Annotated in this window: 16 protein-coding genes; 8 read left to right on the plus strand and 8 right to left on the minus strand. The window is 42.0% G+C overall.

Annotated elements, in window-relative coordinates; translation table 11 throughout:
* Positions 1–6 precede the first annotated feature (6 nt).
* Positions 7–1,101 carry a DNA polymerase IV gene (gene dinB, locus FRX57_RS04535; protein ID WP_146567150.1) on the minus strand — a complete coding sequence of 365 codons (1,095 nt, stop codon included), beginning with the start codon at positions 1,099–1,101 and terminating at the stop codon, positions 7–9.
* A 157-nt stretch (positions 1,102–1,258) separates the two neighbouring features.
* Between dinB and pflB the strand changes: the two genes are divergently transcribed.
* On the plus strand, positions 1,259–3,571 hold the full coding sequence (pflB, locus tag FRX57_RS04540; RefSeq protein WP_146567152.1) for a formate C-acetyltransferase: 2,313 nt from the start codon (positions 1,259–1,261) through the stop codon (positions 3,569–3,571).
* A gap of 57 nt (positions 3,572–3,628) precedes the next feature.
* Here the strand turns inward: pflB and FRX57_RS04545 are convergent, their stop codons facing one another.
* Positions 3,629–4,558: a helix-turn-helix domain-containing protein gene (locus tag FRX57_RS04545; protein WP_186600825.1), complete on the minus strand. Its 930-nt coding sequence runs from the start codon at positions 4,556–4,558 to the stop codon at positions 3,629–3,631.
* Between the two features lie 290 nt (positions 4,559–4,848).
* Here FRX57_RS04545 and FRX57_RS04550 point away from each other — a divergent pair, with 290 nt between their 5' ends.
* Genes FRX57_RS04550 through FRX57_RS04560 form a run of 3 tightly spaced genes read left to right on the plus strand, consistent with a single transcriptional unit; the run spans position 4,849 to position 11,309 of the window.
* A complete protein-coding gene (locus tag FRX57_RS04550; protein WP_146567156.1) occupies positions 4,849–7,962 on the plus strand; it encodes a G5 domain-containing protein in 3,114 nt (1,037 codons plus the stop codon).
* A gap of 21 nt (positions 7,963–7,983) precedes the next feature.
* A complete protein-coding gene (locus FRX57_RS04555; protein WP_146567158.1) occupies positions 7,984–10,707 on the plus strand; it encodes an AAA family ATPase in 2,724 nt (907 codons plus the stop codon).
* Positions 10,708–10,712: 5 nt separating this feature from the next.
* Complete coding sequence (locus tag FRX57_RS04560) at positions 10,713–11,309, plus strand: hypothetical protein (RefSeq protein ID WP_146567160.1); 597 nt, start codon at positions 10,713–10,715, stop codon at positions 11,307–11,309.
* 200 nt (positions 11,310–11,509) lie between these two features.
* On the opposite strand, the gene FRX57_RS04565 is transcribed toward FRX57_RS04560, so the two are convergent.
* Positions 11,510–12,391 (minus strand): sulfite exporter TauE/SafE family protein, encoded by an 882-nt coding sequence (locus FRX57_RS04565; RefSeq protein WP_146567162.1) that lies wholly within the window; start codon positions 12,389–12,391, stop codon positions 11,510–11,512.
* 115 nt (positions 12,392–12,506) lie between these two features.
* Between FRX57_RS04565 and FRX57_RS04570 the strand changes: the two genes are divergently transcribed.
* Both FRX57_RS04570 and FRX57_RS04575 read left to right on the plus strand, forming a co-directional pair.
* On the plus strand, positions 12,507–13,244 hold the full coding sequence (locus FRX57_RS04570) for a CppA N-terminal domain-containing protein (RefSeq protein WP_186600826.1): 738 nt from the start codon (positions 12,507–12,509) through the stop codon (positions 13,242–13,244).
* Positions 13,241–14,167, plus strand: coding sequence for a serine hydrolase domain-containing protein (locus FRX57_RS04575; RefSeq protein ID WP_146567167.1), 927 nt, complete (start codon positions 13,241–13,243; stop codon positions 14,165–14,167). Before FRX57_RS04570 ends, FRX57_RS04575 begins: the two co-directional genes overlap by 4 nt.
* Positions 14,168–14,265: 98 nt before the next feature.
* Here the strand turns inward: FRX57_RS04575 and gla are convergent, their stop codons facing one another.
* Entirely contained in the window at positions 14,266–15,111 is an 846-nt protein-coding gene (gene gla / locus FRX57_RS04580) for an aquaglyceroporin Gla (protein WP_146567169.1), read from the minus strand.
* A gap of 336 nt (positions 15,112–15,447) precedes the next feature.
* Positions 15,448–17,334, minus strand: coding sequence for a hypothetical protein (locus FRX57_RS04585; RefSeq protein ID WP_146567171.1), 1,887 nt, complete (start codon positions 17,332–17,334; stop codon positions 15,448–15,450).
* A gap of 426 nt (positions 17,335–17,760) precedes the next feature.
* On the opposite strand from FRX57_RS04585, the gene FRX57_RS04590 reads away from it, so the two are divergent.
* Entirely contained in the window at positions 17,761–18,060 is a 300-nt protein-coding gene (locus FRX57_RS04590; RefSeq protein WP_146567174.1) for a YbaB/EbfC family nucleoid-associated protein, read from the plus strand.
* Positions 18,061–18,093: 33 nt separating this feature from the next.
* On the opposite strand, the gene FRX57_RS04595 is transcribed toward FRX57_RS04590, so the two are convergent.
* Both FRX57_RS04595 and FRX57_RS04600 read right to left on the minus strand, forming a co-directional pair.
* A complete protein-coding gene (locus FRX57_RS04595) occupies positions 18,094–18,687 on the minus strand; it encodes a 3'-5' exonuclease (protein WP_146567176.1) in 594 nt (197 codons plus the stop codon).
* A gap of 42 nt (positions 18,688–18,729) precedes the next feature.
* Complete coding sequence (locus tag FRX57_RS04600; protein WP_146567177.1) at positions 18,730–19,263, minus strand: DUF536 domain-containing protein; 534 nt, start codon at positions 19,261–19,263, stop codon at positions 18,730–18,732.
* Positions 19,264–19,371: 108 nt separating this feature from the next.
* Between FRX57_RS04600 and aao the strand changes: the two genes are divergently transcribed.
* A complete protein-coding gene (aao, locus tag FRX57_RS04605; protein ID WP_146567179.1) occupies positions 19,372–20,556 on the plus strand; it encodes an aminoacetone oxidase in 1,185 nt (394 codons plus the stop codon).
* 82 nt (positions 20,557–20,638) lie between these two features.
* Here aao and FRX57_RS04610 read toward each other — a convergent pair whose 3' ends face one another.
* Positions 20,639–21,664 carry a threonine aldolase family protein gene (locus FRX57_RS04610; protein WP_146567181.1) on the minus strand — a complete coding sequence of 342 codons (1,026 nt, stop codon included), beginning with the start codon at positions 21,662–21,664 and terminating at the stop codon, positions 20,639–20,641.
* Positions 21,665–21,666: the final 2 nt, after the last annotated feature.

Here is a 21,666-nt window from a genome sequence, read left to right on the forward strand (position 1 = left end):
CTTTTCCTATATATCCAATAAAATCAAATCACCTGTCTCCTCAAAGCCTGTCGCCGTTACCCCCAGCAAACGAATACCTGAAGGATTGTCTGCCAGCTCCTCAAAAATGGCAAAGACTTCCCGCTCCATCAGCTCCTCTTCTCTAGTCGGAAAATCCAAACTGTGCCGCTTGGTCAAGGTGGTAAAATCAGAATAACGCACCTTCAAGACCAAGGTCCGAGCGAGCTTATCTCGTTTGACTAAACTCTTAGCCACCCGTTTGACATGTTTGCTCAATTCCAGCTTGATGTCCTCCTCACGGTACAAGAGCTTGGCATAAGTTCGCTCACTACCGATAGACTTGCGTTCTCGATTAGTCTTTACTGGCGAATGATTAATTCCCCTAGCCTTTCGATAAAGGTCATAACCAAAACGACCAAAACGATCGATCAAAACGGTCTCTGACAAGCCTAGCAAATCTTCCCCAGTATAGACCCCCAGTTCATGCAAGATTTCCACCGTTTTCTTGCCCACACCATGAAATTTCTCAATGGGCAAACCATTCAAAAAGGCTTGAGCCTGCTCCGGTAAAATTAAGGTCAGGCCGCGTGGCTTTTCAAAGTCACTAGCCAGTTTAGCCAAAAATTTATTGTAGGAAACCCCAGCCGAGCAGGTCAAACCAAGCTCCCGCCAAATGTCATGCTGAATCAGCTTGGCAATTTTGACCGCCGACTTAATTGCCAGTTTATTGCTGGTGACATCCAAGTAGGCTTCGTCAATGGACATGGGTTCAACCAAATCCGTATAGCGATGAAAAATCGCTCGCACCTGCTGCCCTACCTGACGGTACTTGGCATAATTTCCTGAAATAAAAATCGCCTGAGGACAACGCTCATAGGCCTCCTTGGTGGTCATGGCCGAATGAACGCCAAATTGCCTAGCCTCATAGTTACAGGTCGAAACCACCCCACGCCCCCCACTCAGTCGCGGGTCTGCTCCGATAATGACGGGCCTTCCTTTCAGCTTGGGATTATCTCGTTCTTCAATGGCAGCAAAAAAGGCATCCATGTCAATATGAATAATTTTTCGTGATGTGTCTTGTCGCAAGGGAAAAATTAACATCTGCCACCTCCTAAATTCAACTAATCATTATAATACAGTTAGCCCAGCTTTGACAACTGTTTTATAAAAGAAATTACGCCATCTTTGTGCTTTTGTTATGTAACCGTTTGCTTTTATGGTAAGATAAACTTATAAAGACGATAAAGGAGACTTGTTTATGGTAACTGTAAAAACAACAACTGATATTTTCGAAAAAGCCTGGGAAGGCTTCAAAGGGACGGATTGGAAAGAGAAAGCGAGTGTGTCACGCTTTGTCAATGCCAACTACACCCCTTACGATGGTGACGAAAGCTTCCTTGCGGGCCCAACTGCTCGCTCACTGCACATTAAAAAAATTGTAGAAGAAACCAAGGCCCACTATGAAGCTACTCGTTTCCCAATGGATACTGACCGTGTCGCTTCTATCGCTGATATTCCTGCTGGTTATATTGACAAGGACAATGAGTTGATTTTTGGTTTACAAAACTCTGAACTCTTCCGCCTCAGCTTTATGCCAAAAGGTGGTATCCGCATGGCTGAAACAACCTTGGTTGAAAATGGCTATGAGCCAGACCCAACCCTGCATGAGATTTACACCAAGCACACAACAACGGTTAATGACGGTATTTTCCGTGCCTACACCTCAAATATCCGTCGGGCTCGCCATGCTCACACCGTAACTGGCCTACCAGATGCCTATTCACGTGGCCGTATCATCGGGGTTTATGCTCGCCTTGCCCTCTACGGAGCTGACTACCTGATGCAAGAAAAGGTTAACGACTGGAATGCCCTCACTGAGATTGATGAAGAAACTATCCGTCTTCGTGAAGAAATTAACCTCCAGTACCAAGCCCTTGCAGAAGTCATCAAATTTGGTGAACTCTATGGCTTAGACGTGCGTCGCCCTGCCTATGATACCAAGGAAGCTATCCAATGGACTAATATTGCCTTTATGGCAGCTGCGCGTGTCATTAACGGGGCAGCAACTTCTCTTGGTCGTGTTCCAATCGTCCTTGACATCTACGCTGAGCGTGACTTGGCAAGAGGTACCTACACCGAATCCGAAATCCAAGAGTTTGTTGACGATTTTGTCATGAAACTCCGCACGGTAAAATACGCTCGTACCAAGGCCTACGACCAACTCTATTCTGGTGACCCAACCTTCATCACGACTTCTATGGCTGGTATGGGAAATGATGGCCGCCACCGTGTGACCAAAATGGACTATCGCTTCCTTAATACCCTGGACAATATCGGTAACTCGCCAGAACCTAACTTGACTGTTCTTTGGTCAAGTGAACTCCCTTATGCTTTCCGCCGCTACTGTATGCACATGAGCCACAAACACTCATCTATCCAGTACGAAGGTGTCTCAACCATGGCTAAGGAAGGCTACGGTGAAATGAGTTGTATCTCTTGCTGTGTTTCGCCTCTTGATCCAGAGAATGAAGACAAACGTCACAACATTCAATACTTTGGTGCCCGTGTCAATGTCATGAAGACCCTCTTAACCGGTCTCAACGGTGGTTATGATGATGTCCATAAGGACTACAAAGTCTTCAATGTGGTTGAGCCAATCACCTCAGAAGTTCTTGATTTTGATGAGGTCAAAGAAAACTTTGAAAAATCTCTCGACTGGTTGACCGACACCTACGTGGATGCCCTCAACATCATCCACTACATGACTGACAAATACAACTACGAAGCCATTCAAATGGCCTTCCTGCCAAGTCATCAACGGGCCAACATGGGATTTGGTATCTGTGGCTTTGCCAACACTGTTGACACCCTATCTGCCATTAAATACGCAACCGTTAAGCCAATTCGTGACCAAGATGGCTACATCTACGACTACGAAACCATCGGTGATTTCCCACGTTATGGTGAAGACGATGACCGTGTGGATGATATTGCCAAATGGCTCATGGAAGCCTTCTACACTCGCTTGGCTAGCCATAAGCTTTACAAAAATGCCGAAGCAACAGTATCACTCTTGACCATCACATCAAATGTTGCCTACTCAAAACAAACAGGTAACTCACCTGTTCACCGTGGGGTTTACCTCAACGAGGATGGCAGTGTTAACACTAGCCAAGTTGAATTCTTCCCACCAGGTGCTAACCCAACCAGCAAATCGCGTGGTGGCTGGCTCCAAAACCTCAACTCACTCTCAAAATTGGAATTCTCACATGCCAACGATGGTATCTCATTGACCACTCAAGTCTCTCCGCGTGCCCTTGGTAAAACACGTGACGAGCAGGTCAAAAACCTAGTCACCATCCTTGACGGTTACTTTGAAAATGGTGGCCAGCACGTCAACCTCAACGTCATGGACCTCAACGATGTTTATGAGAAAATCATGAACGGCGAAGATGTTATTGTGCGTATCTCAGGTTACTGTGTCAACACCAAGTACCTCACCAAGGAACAAAAAACAGAATTGACCCAACGGGTCTTCCACGAAGTCCTTTCAATGGATTCTGCTCTCTAAACCTAAAAGAAGAACCCTTTGGTTCTTCTTTTTTAGTTACCTTAAACTTTGGAATAACTAACTGTCCAAAAAACTCTCATCAATGGGAAAGAGAAGTTCACCTGTCTGGTTGAGTTTATTGATTGCTGCGATAAATTGAGGGAGAGCCTCAATATAATATTCGTTCGTCGGGTCAAAAGCCTTCATCAGCTTAAAAAACTCAATCACCCGCCTTGCCTTAACCAGACCTTCCTTTTTATTCTGCCTGAGCAGATGGGCTGCCTCTTCTCGCTCCAGCATGGCCATGTCATAACTCATGCGAAAGGTGTTAAAGGAACGCCCTTTTTTAATCTCAGCAATGAGCTGGTCTGCTCGATGATAGTAGCCTTTTTCCGAGTAATAACCGATAATAAAGAGCAAGCCATTATGGGCATTGGTCAGGGAGTTATAGTCCGTTGATTCCCGATAGGTTTTCAAATGATAAGCTTCTATCTTTTCAACCAAGGTAAAGGGCAGTTCCTGCATGAGCATGTTAAATAAATCAACTTCCAAGAGATTGAAGTGATTGACCCGCTTGAGATGATGAATGAGCTGGGTCTGATAGGTCTTATCTGCAATCCCTTGACGATAAGAGGCTAGGTTAGCCATGGCAAAGAGAACTTGCTTTTTATACTCAGGATTATCAAGATAATAGTCTTTAAGCTTTTCTACAGCTGCCGGAACAAACTGTTCAAAATGAACACCAGAATCAGCCAGCTCTGTCCAAATAGAAAAATAACTATCTAGCCGTTCTCCCTGATAAAAATCCAAAAAATCAACCCAATCTGCCCCGATGGAAATCAAAAGACGGGAAAACTTATCTAGAGTGATGCTTTTCTGTCCCTTTTCAAACTGACTCAAAAACTGGGGTGTCACAATATCTCTGGCAGCAGCCTTGAGCGATAACCCACGTGCCTCTCTCAACTCTTTAAAGGCTATGCCGAATATATGATATGATTTTTTATCCAAAATACTTTCTCCCATTATATATATATATATATATTAATCTGTACATATTATAAAATAATTCGGAAATCTTGTCTAGCCCGATGAAACTATAGTTTCAAATTAGTTCAATTTTTTAAAAAAAAGGGGCTTTTCTGACTTTATTGAAACTATAATTTAAGACCCTCTTGATTTTCCTTATCAGTTTGGTAGATTAATCTTAGATAAAGTCAGTAAGAACTAACTGTTCTTAAATGACTTAGTTATTACCCCAGGGAACTTTCCTTGAAAAACATCGAAAAAGAAAGAGGATTATGATGACATTTAAGAAAAAAACATTCTTAGCCACTTCTGCCCTCTTGGCAGGAAGTTTAATCGCTCCGACTGTTTTAGCGGAAGAAAGCAGTAATCAGGCTAGTCCTGGTCTAACACAGGTATCTACCCCTGAGACAGAGATAAATAAGGGCCCAGTCAATAATACTGGATCAACAGAGACAGTCACCACTGACCAAACCAGCATGGTTAGCCCCAACCCTAACTTAGAAACAGGGGCGGATAATCAGCCGCAACTAAATCCCCAAGAAGAAACTGAGCAGAGTCTTGGCACAGACCAAAACCAGGAAGCAGGTCCAGCAAGCACAGACCCACTAGCACCGACCGTCACCGAAAAAGTACTAGAAACTGCCTCAACTGAGTATGTCATAGACGAGACCTTGGACTATGGCGAGAGGGAAATAATCACTGAAAAGCAAGACAGTATCGAGACCACTACGACCACCTATAAGACTGTCAACAATCCTCGGTACGACCTGCCTCTAGACGAAACTTACCGCTACAGTCCAGGGACAGTTTATACCATTGATGAGAGTAAGGAACTACCTAGCGACCGCATTGTGATTGATGAGAGCAAGCTTTTCTATCCCTTGCCAGAGGACCTAGACGCCTATGCCGCGCTAGTCGCTCAGATTCAAGCCAATCCTTCTATCCGTGAAGCTGCAAAGGGGGGACTCTTCACCAAAACCATTAATGGTCGGACCTATTATTTTCCTACTGAATACTGGGATGGCTCAGGAAATAGCATTACAGGGGAAGAACATACCATTATTGAGAACATGACTCATCTTCAAGGTACATTCCTACCAACAAGAGACATGATACAATCGGCTTCCTCTACCTATCTAACTAAATTCATCCCTGTAGACAATAGCACTACAGCTGATGACTTCAAGCGTTATTATAACAGCCATATTATCACTGAGAGTCAATATGCAGACGCTAAGGCAAATTTCCTTAGATTTCAAGCCATTGCTCCCCAAGTCGAAAAAGAGCTCATCGAACGTGGCAAACAACTTTTAGGGGATGATGTCAGCCCTGAAAAAATGGAGCATTACCTAGAATACTTTAATAATGCTAAAAAAGAAGCTAATGAAGCTTTTGATGCCATCACCCAACGCTACAACAATACGCTTAATTATCGTGGTTTTAGCACTGATTACAGTACAACAAGCCTGGAAGAGGAAAAACGCCAATGGTTGGAAGAGCAACTAAATAAAATTCCACCTCAAATCCGACAGAATATTCCCAATCTTTTCGTCACCGATAACGATTTAATCCCCCATAGACCAAATACAACCGGATTAGCTGACCTTTCTACCACTATTAATATAAAAAATACAAAATCAACGGACGAGTCTCCACGTACTCCCAAAAAACTCTTACGAACCCTACTCCATGAAATAGGCCACACTATTGATATTAATAGTGGTTTACCATCTTATGTTGACGAGTCTGTCGGAAGTTTTTCAACTAACGATAATTTTACCAACATCTATACTACCTACTACAAGGATAGGATTGTTAGACCTCATTATCGTGATATCCAACAAGAAGCCTTTGCAAATGGTTTTGGTGAGTTTCTAGCTTGGAAACTCTTTGGTTACAAGCCTGTTCGCTATATCGCTCAAGATGAAGTAATATACGACGTAGAGGAAGACCATCAAAGGTACAAAGAGGGGTATAGCCCGATTGATAATCAAGCTGTCATTGATTACTTTGATAAACTCTATCAGAAACTTCTCGATAAACCAGCTACCAAGAGCGAGAAAGTTGTCGTCGTTGATCAGGTCACCATCACACATACCCCACGCAAGGATGGAAAAATTGCCCTTGGAACAAAACCAAAAGTGGAAGAAGAACTCATCGCCTTTGCGACCAAGGAAGTGGACAGCCCTGACCTACTAGTCGGTGAAACAAAAGTCATCCAAGACGGAAAAAATGGGCTCAAACGTACGACCACCAGCTATAGTCTAGTCAACAAAGAAACCGGTCAATTAGTTAGCAACACCATTAGTGAGATTGTCCGTGAAGCCATTGATCAAATTATCGCCGTCGGTACTAAAACTGTCTCTGTTCCTAAGTTTGAGTTTGCTACTGGAACTCCGGAGACTATCTCCATTCCTAAGTTTGAGTTTGCTACTGGAACTCCGGAGACTGTCTCAATTCCTAAGTTTGAGTTTGCCACTGGAACTCCAGAGACTGTCTCAATTCCTAAATTTGAGTTTGCTACTGGAACTCCGGAGACTGTCTCAATTCCTAAGTTTGAGTTTGCCACTGGAACTCCAGAGACTGTCTCAATTCCTAAATTTGAGTTTGCTACTGGAACTCCAGAGACTGTCGTCATCCCTACAGTTGAGTTTACCACTGGAACTCCGGAGACTGTCTCAATTCCTAAGTTTGAGTTTGCTACTGGAACTCCGGAGACTGTCTCAATTCCTAAGTTTGAGTTTGCTACTGGAACTCCGGAGACTGTCTCAATTCCTAAATTTGAGTTTGCTACTGGAACTCCAGAGACTATCGCTATTCCTAAGTTTGAGTTTGCTACTGGAACTCCGGAATCTGTAAAATACCCTACATTTGATTTATCAACATTATTACCAACCAATAAAGGTACTCAAACTCCTGGAACAACGGAGCTTAAGCCAGACATGACACCTCCTGTGATTAAGGACAATACTAAACCTGAAACCTCCCCAACTAATCCAGTGATAGATTCCACCCCACCTACCAAAGAAGAAACCAAGCCAATCCTGGTTCCTACTGACACTGTCAAAACTGATCAATCAAGATCAGAGTTAGCTGACCAAACCGAGTCAATCCCAGCAGGGAAAGACATCATCATTGAATCTAGCAAGGTTCCTAACAAGCACTTGGTTCAGACCAACCCTCAAGACTATGTCAAACTAGTGCATAAGATTAACCAAGCCACAATGGTCGCAACTAGCCCTCTAAACGAGATTAAACCTAGTAGCAAACCTGCCCTATCGGAGAGACGCTTACCAAACACCGGTAGCAAAGGAAATCATCTCTTGGCACTAGTAGGTCTCGGTCTACTAAGTCTAATGAGACTTAACAAACGGAAAAAAATATAAAAAGAAAAGGACAGATATCCTATGGCTAGATATTTAATCGGTTACTCTGAAAATGCCTGGAATTTTGACGAAGCTTATGCTGTTTGTAACGATGGAGATATCTTGGAATTTGAAAAAAATTTTACATTTGAAATTCCAGTGAATCAACAACGAAATATTAATAAAAGTATTCATCTCCTTGGACACAATACTACAGTAGTTGATAACACAACATATTTTCATAGTGCTTTTATCGGTAAATTACGTATCGCTAACGGTGCCAAAGTAACCATTTCCAATCTCCTGATGTCTTCTAATGCAGATAAAGAAAACTTGATAATCACTGAACAATCTGAACTTACCCTTAACTGCTGCCATATTGAAAATAATCACTGTCATATAGTAATATCATCTAATCAAAACTCTCAACTAATCGTAGATCATTCCTGGATTAACGCATCCAATAATGTGCCTTTGGTAAAGGCTGTCAATTCTGTTTGGTCAATCAAATCTACTAATCTTGGAGCTATTATTGTTTCCAATGACAGTAATATTACCCTTAGAGAATGTCTAGTAGATTTATCCATTGATAATAATAATATGATTCAATCTAATAACTCCTCCCTCCATCTGGAGCAGGTGACCCTAAGGAATCAACAAAGTAATCACGATTATCCTGCTCTCTGGGCCAGGCGTTCTGAAATTTCGCTAGTTAATTGTCTCCTGGAACAAGGAAAACATCCTGAAAGTATTTCGCTAGAATCTTGCTGCCTGACAGTAGAAAATACTAAAGCCACTTCCCTTACCGTTTATAAGAGTATCGTTTCTCTAACTAATACTATTATTGAGGTAGGAATTTATTGTAATCATTCTTTAATTAGAGGTTTTGGAACTTGCCAATTTTTAGGAAAAAATGAGGAATGCTTTGATATTTTCTCAGAAAATAGTTCGAGTGTTATCTTAGAAAGTATTGAATTAAATCGTAGTTATATACCTAATATCCAAACTCATAATTACTCTTTAACAAAAATCTCAAACGTAACCTTTCCAAATGGTAATCTAGCTGACCTTCATTTTCAGACAGATGAATCTAGCGATTTTATTAAATCAAAACTCAACAGTCAATCTTTAACTCAAAATACTACAAGACCACAGCTAAATGCTAGACAACAATTACAAAATCTAGTTGGGCTCAGTCATGTTAAAAAAGAAGTTGACAAAATGTTCAGATTGATCGATTTTAATAATAAAAGGGTAAAAAAAGGACTAGTTCCTCAAAAGCAAGCCCTTCATGCTATCTTTATGGGAAATTCAGGAACTGGAAAAACTACCGTTGCCCGCTTACTCGGAGAAATGCTCTTTGAAATCGGAGCATTAGCTGGTGATGATTTTATCTTCCTTGAAGCAACAGAATCTGATTTTGTTTCCTCAGAGCTTAGTAACACTATTATAAAGACAACAAATCTCTTAGAACAGGCTACAGGAGGCATCTTATTCATTGATAAGGCCTATACCCTAATCAAAAAAAAGCATGAATTCTATTATGGACAAGAAGCATTCAATACTATTTTAAAATATATGCAAGACCATTATGATGAAATCATGATTATCTTTTCTGATCATACCAAAGAAATGCAACAATTGCTAAAATCTAACCCTGATTTAAAAGCACGTATTTCAAATATTTTTGATTTTGAAGATTATAGTCCTGAAGAAATTATTCAAATAGGTCATAACCATTTAATACAAGAACAATATGTTTTAGAAGATAGTGATTATTATGATAAACATGTAGCTAGTGCCTACCAGTTTACTCCAAATCATAATAACAGTCATTGGATTCATAATTTTAATGAACAATTATTAAAAACCATGGCCAATCGTTCCTATAATGAGAACTCTACAGATGTTGCAACGATAAAAAACATTGATATCGATAAAGTTATTCATCAATATCTTTCTGGAATTAATCCAGATGAAGACGCCTGGACAAAATTAAATCAACTAATCGGTATTTCGACTGTAAAACATCAAATTAAGACGTTCATTGACCTAACAGAATTAAATAAAAAACGCTTTGAACAAGGACAAGCTAACACAGACTTTTCTCTCCATTCCCTATATTTAGGAAATCCTGGCACAGGAAAAACCACTGTTGCACGTCTTGTCGGCAAAATTCTTTACCAAAAAGGAATTATCAAGCAACAAAGGTTTATCGAGGTTTCCCGAAGTGACCTAGTTGGTCGCTATATCGGTGAAACTTCCATTAAAACAAGAAAAGTTCTTGAAAATGCCCTGGGAGGAGTGTTATTCATTGACGAAGCCTATACTTTATACAAAGACCACGGAAACGATTTTGGTAGAGAAGCTATTGATGAGATTTTAAAATTTATGGAGGATCATCGACGTGACATTGTTATTATCTTTGCTGGTTATTCAAAGGAAATGACTAAGTTCTTACAAATAAACCCTGGATTAGCAAGTCGTATTCCAAATACCTTTAACTTTGAAGATTACACCGCCCAAGAGATTAGCCAAATCGGTTTACTAGGTATTAAAGAACAAGGTTATATTATTGATGAAAACCACTATAGCCAAATTATTCAAAAAGCCTATCAGGAAAGCAATGACCAAAGTAACGGTCGCTGGATTCGTAATATGAATGAACAACTGATTCGTTTAATGTCTTCACGTATTGCTCAAACAAATAGCAATGACCTTAACACCATTACTGCAGAAGATTTAAAACAATTATTGAAAGGATAATTTTTATGTCTAATAATGACTATGTTAAACCACCTAATAAATCAACAGATTCTTATGTTCCTCCTATCCGTGAAAAACAATCCCACATCGCTAGCCCTTCTTTAAAGGACAAGAAAAAAACGTCTTCTAATATTCTATCTACTAGAAGCACAAAAATTCAAGAGCTTATTCAACACTTTGGAAAAAACTATTTCATCTTATGTTATTTAGTCGCGATTGTTTTTTATATCTACTTTTGGATTAAAGGTCTATCTTCTAGCTTAGATTCTAATCCTTATACAATTCAGCAATATCCAGTACACTTTATTTTAGTCATTATCTTATTCATTTCAAATATCATATTATTTCCTATCGCTATAAGACCACTCTACCATTACGTTCGATTAGCATTTATTGGTATCATGAGATTAATACTTCCAGATGCTTATATCACTAAGTCCGGTAACTTTTTCTTTGTCGATGATACTACCAAAACCATATATGGTTGTACTCAATTTTTCTTATTGCTTTCAATAGTATTCCTATCGGCTATTTTACTTACTTTTAACTTTATTCCCGCAACTGCCTATCTCATTTATTTTTTCAAATTCAGAAAACGATAAATCAATTTCTATCTCCTAACTTACCCACTCTGTGGCACACTCAAAAAAACCAAGGACTTCCTGACCCTTGGTTTTTTTGCTTGGTTACGACGTTAAATAGACTAGTGACAGGAAGAATAAAGGTATCTTCTAGCCTTCATTCTCAGCTAAAAAGCACGAGGATTTTTCCTCATGCTAGTAACTTTCTATTCCTTACTATCTTAATGGCTAGCCTGCCGAGAAGCCTTAATCATGGTCACACCAGTGTAGATAACCACACCAACAACCAACCATTTAAGCACGGTTATTGGGATATTGGTCAAGAACAAGACCGCAATAATCACCCCAATAACACCGCCAACAACAATACCTGCAAAACCAGTCCAGTTAACCCGGTCTGCCTTGATAAAAGGAATACTTGAAGTGGTCATCACTACTGCCGCATTCAACATCATTACTGGCATGGCGATGGTTGGGCTCAACCCCAACATTGAGAAGAAAATCAATTCTGGAGCATAGTTACCAAGACCAATCGTCATCAGGGCACCACAGAGGAAGTTAAAGACAATCCCAATCACCAACCAAATCCCCTTGAGACCGGTAACACTTTCATCCAAGCCATCCCCTGGGTTAGTGAGCAGGCGGAAAACAGTAAAACAAGCAGCACAAATCAACAGAGTTCCCAAAATCAGCTGAACCGTTGAGGTTTTCCAATTTTTGGTGAGGCGTGTTCCTGCTACTGCTCCAAAAATAGAAGCAATCGCCATTGAAAGAAGGGTGGTCATATCCACCTTCACCGCCAAGATAAAGCAGAGGGCCTGCACTAGGGTCGGAATATTATGTACCGCATTCATGGTGCCCGGAATTTTGCTGTCATCATCCACAAGCTTGGTCATCTTGAAAAAAGTTGTCGTCGTTGCAAATGACCCAATCCCTAAGGCGTCCAAACAGTCAGTCACCAAACCAATCCAAAACCCTGTTCCAAAACGTTTAAAAAGATTAATCTTATTTTTTTTCGCATGTAACAAGATAAAACCAGTCATGAAGACAATAGTTGCCACCAATAAAAATTGAATCGTTCGTAAAATCATATTATTATCCATAATATCTAGTTTACCCTAAAAAAGGCTACTTGTAAATAATAATTTACCAAATGGCATATAAATTCTTGCTAAAATCAGTAAATTCGTCTAAAATGGAGAGGATATGGAGGTTGACATGACATTGTTCGATACTATCAGATTTCAAACGCCTGTTATACGCGTAAAGGATAAAGAAGCTAACATTAACTTTTTCAGAGAGGTATGTGGCTTCAAACTTTTGACAGAAGAAAATTCTCTGGCATTTTTTTGTGCCCTGAAAGACAAGGAGACGCGCTTTAGCCTAGAAGAATCACCGGAATACCGAACACGGGCTGCCCGAGGAAATAAAAAGCTAAACAAGCTCATTTTTAAGACGTCCAGACCTCAAGACATTGAGGCACTCTTGGCTCAGGGCCACCCTGTTCAACAGGTTTTCAAAGGAAAACAAGGCTATGCTTTTGAAGCTTACTCTCCTCAAGGAGACCTTATCCTCTTGCATGCCGAAGATAACTACTCCTTGCTTGAGCCTACTAAGGATCGCACGTTTAGGTCACTGCCTGATTTTAAAGGACTTTGGGACTATCAGTTAGATGCCGTCATACTCAATGTTCTAGATGACAAGCTTTCCCAAGATTTTTACCAAGGTCTGCCCCTAACTATTGATGTCTCACTGGCTCAGGGGGAGGATTTGGCTAGTGACCCTGCTAAAATCTGGGACTTAGAAATTTTAGAATTCACCGTCGCTCAAGATGACGACCTCAGGGCTCTGGGAGAATTTTTCGCTCAAAAACAAGCCCCCTACTTTTTGGATAAAAAAGAATGTATTCTCGTGGTTTCAGACCCTAGCAACATTGAACTATGGTTTCAAAAATGACAACAAATATTTTAAGGAAAATCAATCACCAAATAAACGCAGGTATCTATCACGGTGCCAGCCTCTCTCTCTATGACAAGGAAAAGGGTTGGCAACGACACTACCTTGGAACACTAGATGGCAAAGACCTAACTCAAGCTGACCTCATCTATGATTTGGCCAGTGTCTCTAAGGTTGTAGGAGTCGGGACCCTCATGATTTTTCTTCTTCATCGTGGTAGCCTGGAACTAGACCAAACCTTGCAAACCTACTACCCTGCTTTTCAACATAAACAGGTCACCTTGCGAGCCCTACTCACGCATAGTTCAGGACTCGACCCTTTTATTCCCAATCGTGACCAACTTTCTGCTAACCAACTAATTGAGGCTATGAACCAACTTCAATTAACAGGCGACCAAACCTTCCACTATACCGATGTTAATTTTATCCTCCTAGGTCTCATGTTGGAAAGCCTGACTGGTAAATCACTTGATCGCCTATTTCAGGAGGAGATTTTCGACCCCTGGCAAATGACACACACCTCCTTTGGTCCTATTCCAGGAGCTGTGCCAACCCTCAAAGGAATTACTGATGGGCAAGTTCATGACCCCAAGGCTAAAATTTTAGGCCATCATACAGGTAGCGCTGGCCTCTTTTCTAACCTGACTGATTTAGAGATTTTCCTCCAGCACTACCTGATTGATGATTTTGCCAGTCAGCTCAGCCAAAATTATTCTTTTGCAGATAAGGAACGTTCTCTTGCTTGGGATTTACAGGGAGATTGGCTCCTGCACACTGGCTATACTGGTACCTTTATCATGTTTAACCGTCATCATCAAAAAGCCGCCATTTTTTTAACCAATCGGACCTATGAAAAAGATGACCGTCAACAATGGATCGAGGACCGCAATGAGCTCATTGAGCTCATTAAAGAGCAATTATAGGCCAGAAGGCGCAAAATAGTAACACTGAAAAAACCCCTAGTCAACTTGACTAGGGGTTTTGAGTAGATAAAAAAGTTAAGGCAAATGCCTTAACTTAATTAAAGATAGAGGGCTTTAAAGAGAGCCACTGCCAAAATACCCGCCAAAATCGGTGCCACAACACCAACCCAAGCATACCACCACTGTGAGTCTGACTTGGCTTGGCCAAGAACTGATTTTGGTAAGAAATGATGCACAAGACGTGGACCTAAGTCACGCGCAGGATTCAAACCTGCCCCCGTTGGACCACCTAGACCCGCAATAATAGCCATCAACAAGAAGCCAATACCTAGATGGGCAACTGCCAAACTGCCTGTTGTGTAGGGTGCAACAGTCGTTTCTGCTACCGTTTGGTCATAACCTGTAGCCACCAATTTATCAACCAATTCTGCACCGAAAAAGTTTTTAGTGAGGGCAAGTACGCCAAAGAAGAGCACGAAAGACCCAAAGAATTCACTAATCAAACCATTGACTGTCGCTTGTTTACGCGTCTCAGCACGACCATCAGCCAAGGCATTCACGATAGAAAAACTACCGAGGATTGCTTGACCGTCCTCTGTTTTACGGAAATATGGCCCATACATCCCAACAACGACCAATTGGCCAAAGATAGCTCCTAGAAATTGTGCCAAGATATAAGGCAAAACATGTCCCCAAGGAAAAAGACCAGAAACTGCCAGACCCAAGGTCAAGGCTGGGTTAACATGATTTCCAGATACATTTCCAAACATCAAGGCTGGTAACATCAAGGCTAAACCATACCCTAGTGAAACCAAGATCAGACCATTCCCCTGGCCCTTGGTTCCTTTTAAACTAACATTGGCAACAACACCATTTCCCAAAATAATGAGAAAGGCTGTTGCAATAAATTCAGTGAGATATTTCACTGACCAAGTCACATCCATGTGATTATCCTCCCATAAACTTTTATAGCATTAACATTTTAACAATTATTTCGCCTAATGTAAAGAAAAGATTTCCAAAAAAATAAAACAGATAACTAAAATTCGTCTATAAACAAGGGTTTCATCGCCTTTCATCGCTAACGCTTAAACAAGCTTTCTCTATATCGTCGTAATCTGCTATGCTAGCTCCCAACTGGCCGTTTTATGATGGTTCTTGCTCCGTGCACCAATTGAGTTTTTGGCTTAATCATAGGTCAAAGGCTCAGGCTAACACGAAATAACTCCCTACTTAAAATCAGCTGTAGAGAGTTATTCTTCATCATAGAAACACTTGAACTAGTTTGCTTTACGTTTTCCCTTGATTTTTGCAGCGACTGCCAAGAGACTAGCACCCACTAAACCGGCGACTAAGCCTGAGCGAACACCTGTTTTCGGAAGGTTCCCCTTAGAATCTTTCTTAGGGCTTGTTGCTTGACTGCTAGATGAACTTGATTGCTCAGTTTCACTAATTGGTTTTTGCGAAGTTGCCAACTTGCTAGCTTTTGAGGCATGAGCTTCTAGCAAAGCCCAATCTTCCGTCGGTAGGCAAGTATGGTCTGCAAGTGACGCTGAACTCGTCTCTGCTTGAACACCTGCCTCTGATTCCTGAACAGGACCATCTAGGTAATAGGCTGCTGAACCTGGACCTTGAGGCCCCATTGAGCCATTGATAATGACAAGTCGTGTGCGACTACTGTCTGTTCCTGTAAACTCTACCCCAGCTGGAATAAGAATGATACCAGCATCACCGACGAACCCCTCTGGCCCAAAATACAACATATCACTGCCTAGCATTTTCACATAGCGTAACTTCTTCCAGTTATAGAAACCATCATTCAAGCTACCATCTGCTGAAATCGTTAGAACTTTTCCTTCGTTATTGTAGAAAGATTTACCAACGATTGATGAGAAATCATTGGCCATCAGACCTTTGACATCAAGCCCTGAACTCTCTGGCGATGGCTTAGGGTTAGTTGCTGACGTGGACGGTGTCGTCACTGTCTTAGTTGGCGTTGAAGCTGAAATAGGAGACTTAGAGCCTGCTTGGCTAGACTTGTTGAGTTTTCTCCAGTCTAACTTAGAACTATCTAACAAGGTGTAGGCTTCATTTGGATTTCCTACGGTAAATCCTTTTTCTTCCACAAGTACCCAGTCGTTCTTCTCAGCTGAGAACTGATAAATTTTTTCAGTTCCTGTTCCTCTTTTCGTGACCCATGATACCTGACTCACTCGACCATCTGGCAAGACGGAAAAACCACCATGTACCCCAGATTTAACATCTACAAATGCTAATAAGGTCGGAACGCCATCCTTTAAATAATAAATAGAATCAGCATAGCGAATCTCACTACCATTAGGGGTTGCCCCTGTTATTAATTCCTTGGTTCCATCACCATTGATGTCATAGAAAGCATAAAAACCTACTGGATCATCAAGATTCGGGTTCCCCTCTGCTGCCACCTTAGATAAGGTTGCCGCATACAAGTCTTCATCATTTTGAGACGCTACTGATGCACTTTCTGCCGGTGGCGCTGAGGTTTCTGTTTTAGTAGACCTGGTTACTGTTTCTGTTGCAACTGACGATTCTGTTTTGGATACCTTTTCTGTTGACTGACTGGTCTCCGATTTAGACTCTGTTTTTGCGGTAGACGAACTTTCTTTGGTCTCAGAAGATGCCACACTTGATGCTGATGAGCTTTCTGATGACGAAGAGCTGGTCGTTGTCAATTTCTTGACAAGATTGGTAGGGACCTTATCGACAGAAACAGGCAAGGATTGGCCATTAACGATAACCTTGTAAGAGCCATCATCTTGCTGGGTTAGACTAGTCAGAGGAACAACTGTTGCACCACCTTTAAACCAAACACCTACAGTATCAGGATCTGTCTCACTATAGGAAAGCTTAACCACACTATTATCCACAGAACTGCTGGCAGGTGTCTGTGACTCTTCCCTTGCAGATTCTGAAGTATCTGTGACAGATACTGATTCTTCCGAAGACGAAAGCGTTGATGAAGCGTCTACTGACGATGAACTCGTTTCAGAGCTACTTGTTGAACGCTCCGAACTTGTCACCTCCTTAGTCACAACAGATGTATCAGCCTGATCTTCAGCCGAAACATTTCCGGAAACCAATAGGGCAGTCGCTGCCAATGAACCTAATAAGATATTTCTTTTTTTCATCACATTCTCCTTTTAAAATGTTATATCGTCTATATCCATCATTTTAAAGCACCCCCCCCCCGATTTGTCAAGTATTTTACGTCATCATCTCGACATTTATTTGACTATCACTGACGTTATACCTCAAAAAACGAAAGATTCACATTATTATTTTATAAAGTTACTGTTTATCCCTATAATAGTTGAAAATATTAACTAGATATCTCTGGGCTCGCCTTAAGACTAGCAACTCTTCTTTTGTTATCTTACTCAAATCTGCCTCGGCTAGTGGAAAGAAAACGATTAGCATTTTGACTTACCGCATAAACATGGTATAATGAGGAATGGAAATCAAGCTAGGGGAACCGACAACCCCCGCAACGGCTAATCCTTCCCCTACTAGACAAATACTGCCAAATTTTCAAGAATTAAGGAGACTAGAGACCCATGATGAATATGCAAAACATGATGCGCCAGGCACAAAAACTACAAAAGCAAATGGAGAAAAGTCAGGCTGAGTTGGCTGCCACAACCTTTACTGGCAAATCTGCCCAAGACCTAGTGATTGCAACCTTTACTGGTGATAAAAAGCTAGTGTCGATTGACTTTAAAACAGATGTTGTTGATCCTGAGGACGTGGAAACTCTACAAGACATGACCACTCAGGCCATCAATGATGCCCTAGATCAAATTGATGAGGCCACCAAAAAAAGTCTCGGTGCCTTCGCTGGCAAACTGCCTTTCTAAGAAAAAATCGCCTCCAGCTAACTGGGGCGTTTTTTATTGGTCAAAGAAAGCAGCCAAGTCAAGATTGGCAAAGGGATTGTTGGTCACATTTTCCTGTTTTTGGAGCAAATCTTTATTATCATCAAGTTCCAAAAATTTTTCATAGACCAGGGCGGTCATGCGGGCGTCCTCCAAACTATCATGCCCCTTACCCTGAATACCAAGAAAATCAGCTACCGTCTGCAATTTGAGATTAGCAATGCCATTCAAATCACGACTGCGACGCTCAAAGGCCTCTTCATAAACATCATGCCGGTAAGAACTGGTCAAGTCCAAACCATTATCCACTAAAATAGGCAGGTCACTCTTGCCAGCATTGTAGCCAATCAAGGGGCGCTCGCCAATAAATTGAACAAAGTCAGCCAAAACCTGTTCGATAGGCGGAGCTTGATTGATTTTTTCCTGAGTAATCCCTGTCAGGCCGTTAATAAAACTCTGCAAGGGCACTGACGAATAAACATAAGAATCAAACTGGGCTACTTCGTGCCCTTCCTGCATGGCAACCGCCGACAACTGAATGATATGACTAACCCCAGCCACCGTGTTAAACTCCAAATCAAAGGCAATGTAATCTCGTAATCTTTCCATTATTTCCCTTCTCATCAAAAAAGACCAGAAAATTCCAGTCTCTTACTTAGCCCCAAAAAGACGGCTGAAAAACCCCTTTTTCCCCTCAGCCTTGGTCTGGATTTCCTCAACTTGGGTGCGCGCCTGATCAACCTCAGCCTTGGCCTCATCCAATTCTAACTTGAGGGTGTCTTTGTCTGCCATGGCCTTAGCAGTCAACTGTTGTTGCTGGTCTAACTGCTTGTCCTTCTCTGCAATCTGCACGTCCTTGACCCGAATCTGCTCGTCCTTCTTCTCAATCTGCAGATCTTTGGCCTTGAGCTGCTCATAAAGACGAGCAATTTCATCATTTTTTTCATCAACCAGGATTTCCAACAATTCACGCTGCTTGGTCTCCTCACTGACTGGCTCATCTTCAAAAATAGTCTTCTTATAAATTTCTTCCAGCTTAATCAAGCCACTACGTTTGACTACGGTGACCCCTTTATCGTTTTTTTCAAGATCTTCTTCAGGTAGATTCTTAACACGATTATTAACCGCTTGACGACTGACCCCTAAGATTTCTGCCAGTTCGCTGACCGTTTTTTCTACTCCCATGACTATCCTCTTTTAATCATTTCTTACTATAAATACTATCACAATCACCTTTTTCTGTCAATTTTTGAAATATTAGCAATTCCTAAGGCAATATGGTAAAATGACACTATGACACATTTTGACACCATTATCATTGGTGGAGGACCTGCTGGCATGATGGCCACCATCTCCTCTGCCTTTCACGGCAAACAAACCCTTCTGATTGAAAAAAACAAACGCCTGGGTAAAAAATTGGCTGGAACCGGCGGCGGTCGTTGCAATGTGACCAACAACGGTAACCTAGACGACCTTTTGGCTGGTATTCCTGGCAATGGTCGCTTTTTGTATAGCGTCTTTTCTCAATTTGACAACCACGATATCATCAACTTTTTTGAAGAAAATGGCTGCGCCCTCAAGGTTGAAGACCACGGCCGAATGTTTCCAGTCACTGACAAATCCCGCACCATCATCGCCTGTCTTGAAGACAAAATCGCTGAGCTAGGCGGTCAAGTGCTGACCAATACTGAAGTCCTTTCTGTCAAGAAAAAAGATGAGCTTTTTCAGGTTAAAACAGCTGACACTAGTTACACCAGTCAACAGGTTATCGTCACCACCGGGGGTAAGACCTACCCATCCACTGGCTCCACTGGCTTCGGTCATGAGGTGGCCCGCCACTTCAAACTGGCAGTCACCCCCTTGGAGTCAGCTGAAAGTCCGCTCCTAACTGAGTTTGACCACAAGGCCCTGCAAGGCATCTCCTTGGACGAGGTCACCTTGACCTATGACAAGCATGTCATTACCCATGACCTGCTCTTTACCCATTTTGGTCTCTCTGGCCCTGCTGCTCTGCGACTCTCTAGCTTTGTCAAAGGGGGTGAAACCCTACAACTGGACCTTCTACCCCACTTATCAAGCCAAGAACTTGCCAGCTATCTGGAAAGCGAGCGGGAAAAATCTCTTAAGAATGCCCTCAAGGCCCACCTGCCTGAACGATTGGCTGACTATCTAGCCCGAGACTATCCAGAAAAAGTCAAACAAGTCACTCCCAAGGAACTGGACAGCCTACTGACCAAGATCAAGGCTCTGCCCATCAAGGTCACTGGCAAGATGTCGCTAGCCAAGTCCTTTGTCACCAAGGGTGGGGTTGACCTCAAGGAAATCAATCCCAAGACCCTAGAAAGCAAGAAAGTTCCAGGCCTCCACTTTGCTGGCGAAGTCATGGACATCAATGCCCACACAGGTGGCTTTAACATTACTTCTGCCCTCTGCACGGGCTGGGTGGCAGGGAGCCAATTCCCAAACAGTTGGTTATGATTGCCACCTGTCCAGTAACCCAACAAGAAAGAAAAAAACAACTAATAAAAAGCTTAGCCAACACTAAGCTTTTTTCTTACTCTTAAAGCACTGCCCTCAAACCATCAATATCAGCCTGAGTGGTTGACCAACTGGTGGCTAGACGGATAACGGTGTGATTATCGTCATATTTTTCCCAGAAACTATAGGCTACGTTCTGGGCTAAATCTGCTAATTTGTCATTAAGCACAATGACAAATTGCTGATTGGTTGGACTGTCAAGGTAAAAGCGATAACCTTTTTCACGCAGGATAGCTTTGAGTTGCTCCGCCAAATCAATAGCCTGACGACCAATCTTAAGATAGAGGTCATCCGTGAAGAAACGGTCAAATTGAACACCAAACAAGCGCCCCTTGGCCGCCAAGGCACCATGATGTTTGACAATGGTTGTGAACTGCTTGGGCATATTTCCTTTGGTGAAGACGACTGCTTCCCCTGCCAGGGCACCCATCTTGGTCCCACCAATGTAGAAAACGTCAGTCAGCTCGGCAATGGTCTCCAAATCCACATCCGTTTCCTTGGCTGCCAAGCCATACCCTAGGCGAGCCCCATCTAAGAACAGAGGGAGTTCATGTTCCCGGCAAATCTCTGCCAAATCCGTCAATTCCTGCTTGCTATAAAGGGTGCCATACTCCGTTGGGTGAGAGATATAAACCATGCCTGGAAAGACCATGTGGTTATGATTGCCATCCCCATAAAAATCCGCCAAATAGCTGGCCAAATCCGTCGCCTTCATCTTGCCCTCATGCGAGGGAAGAGTCAAGACCTTGTGACCTGTAAATTCAATAGCTCCTGCCTCATGGACCGCAATATGACCCGTCTCAACGGCAAGAACGCCTTCATAAGTCTTCAAAAGACTGGCGATAACCACCTGATTGGTCTGGGTGCCTCCCGCCAAAAAACTGACCTGAGCATCCGGACAGGCAGTTGCCTCCTTGATTTTCTCACTAGCCCTTTGGCAATAAAAATCCAAACCATAGCCAGCTAAATTCTCCTCATTGGTCTCAATCAAGGCCTGTAAAAGCTCTGGATGGACACCTTCATTATAGTCATTTTCAAAATGTAACATAT

The sequence above is a fragment of the Streptococcus cuniculipharyngis genome (genome assembly GCF_007859195.1).
Taxonomy (GTDB): Bacteria; Bacillota; Bacilli; order Lactobacillales; family Streptococcaceae; genus Streptococcus; species Streptococcus cuniculipharyngis.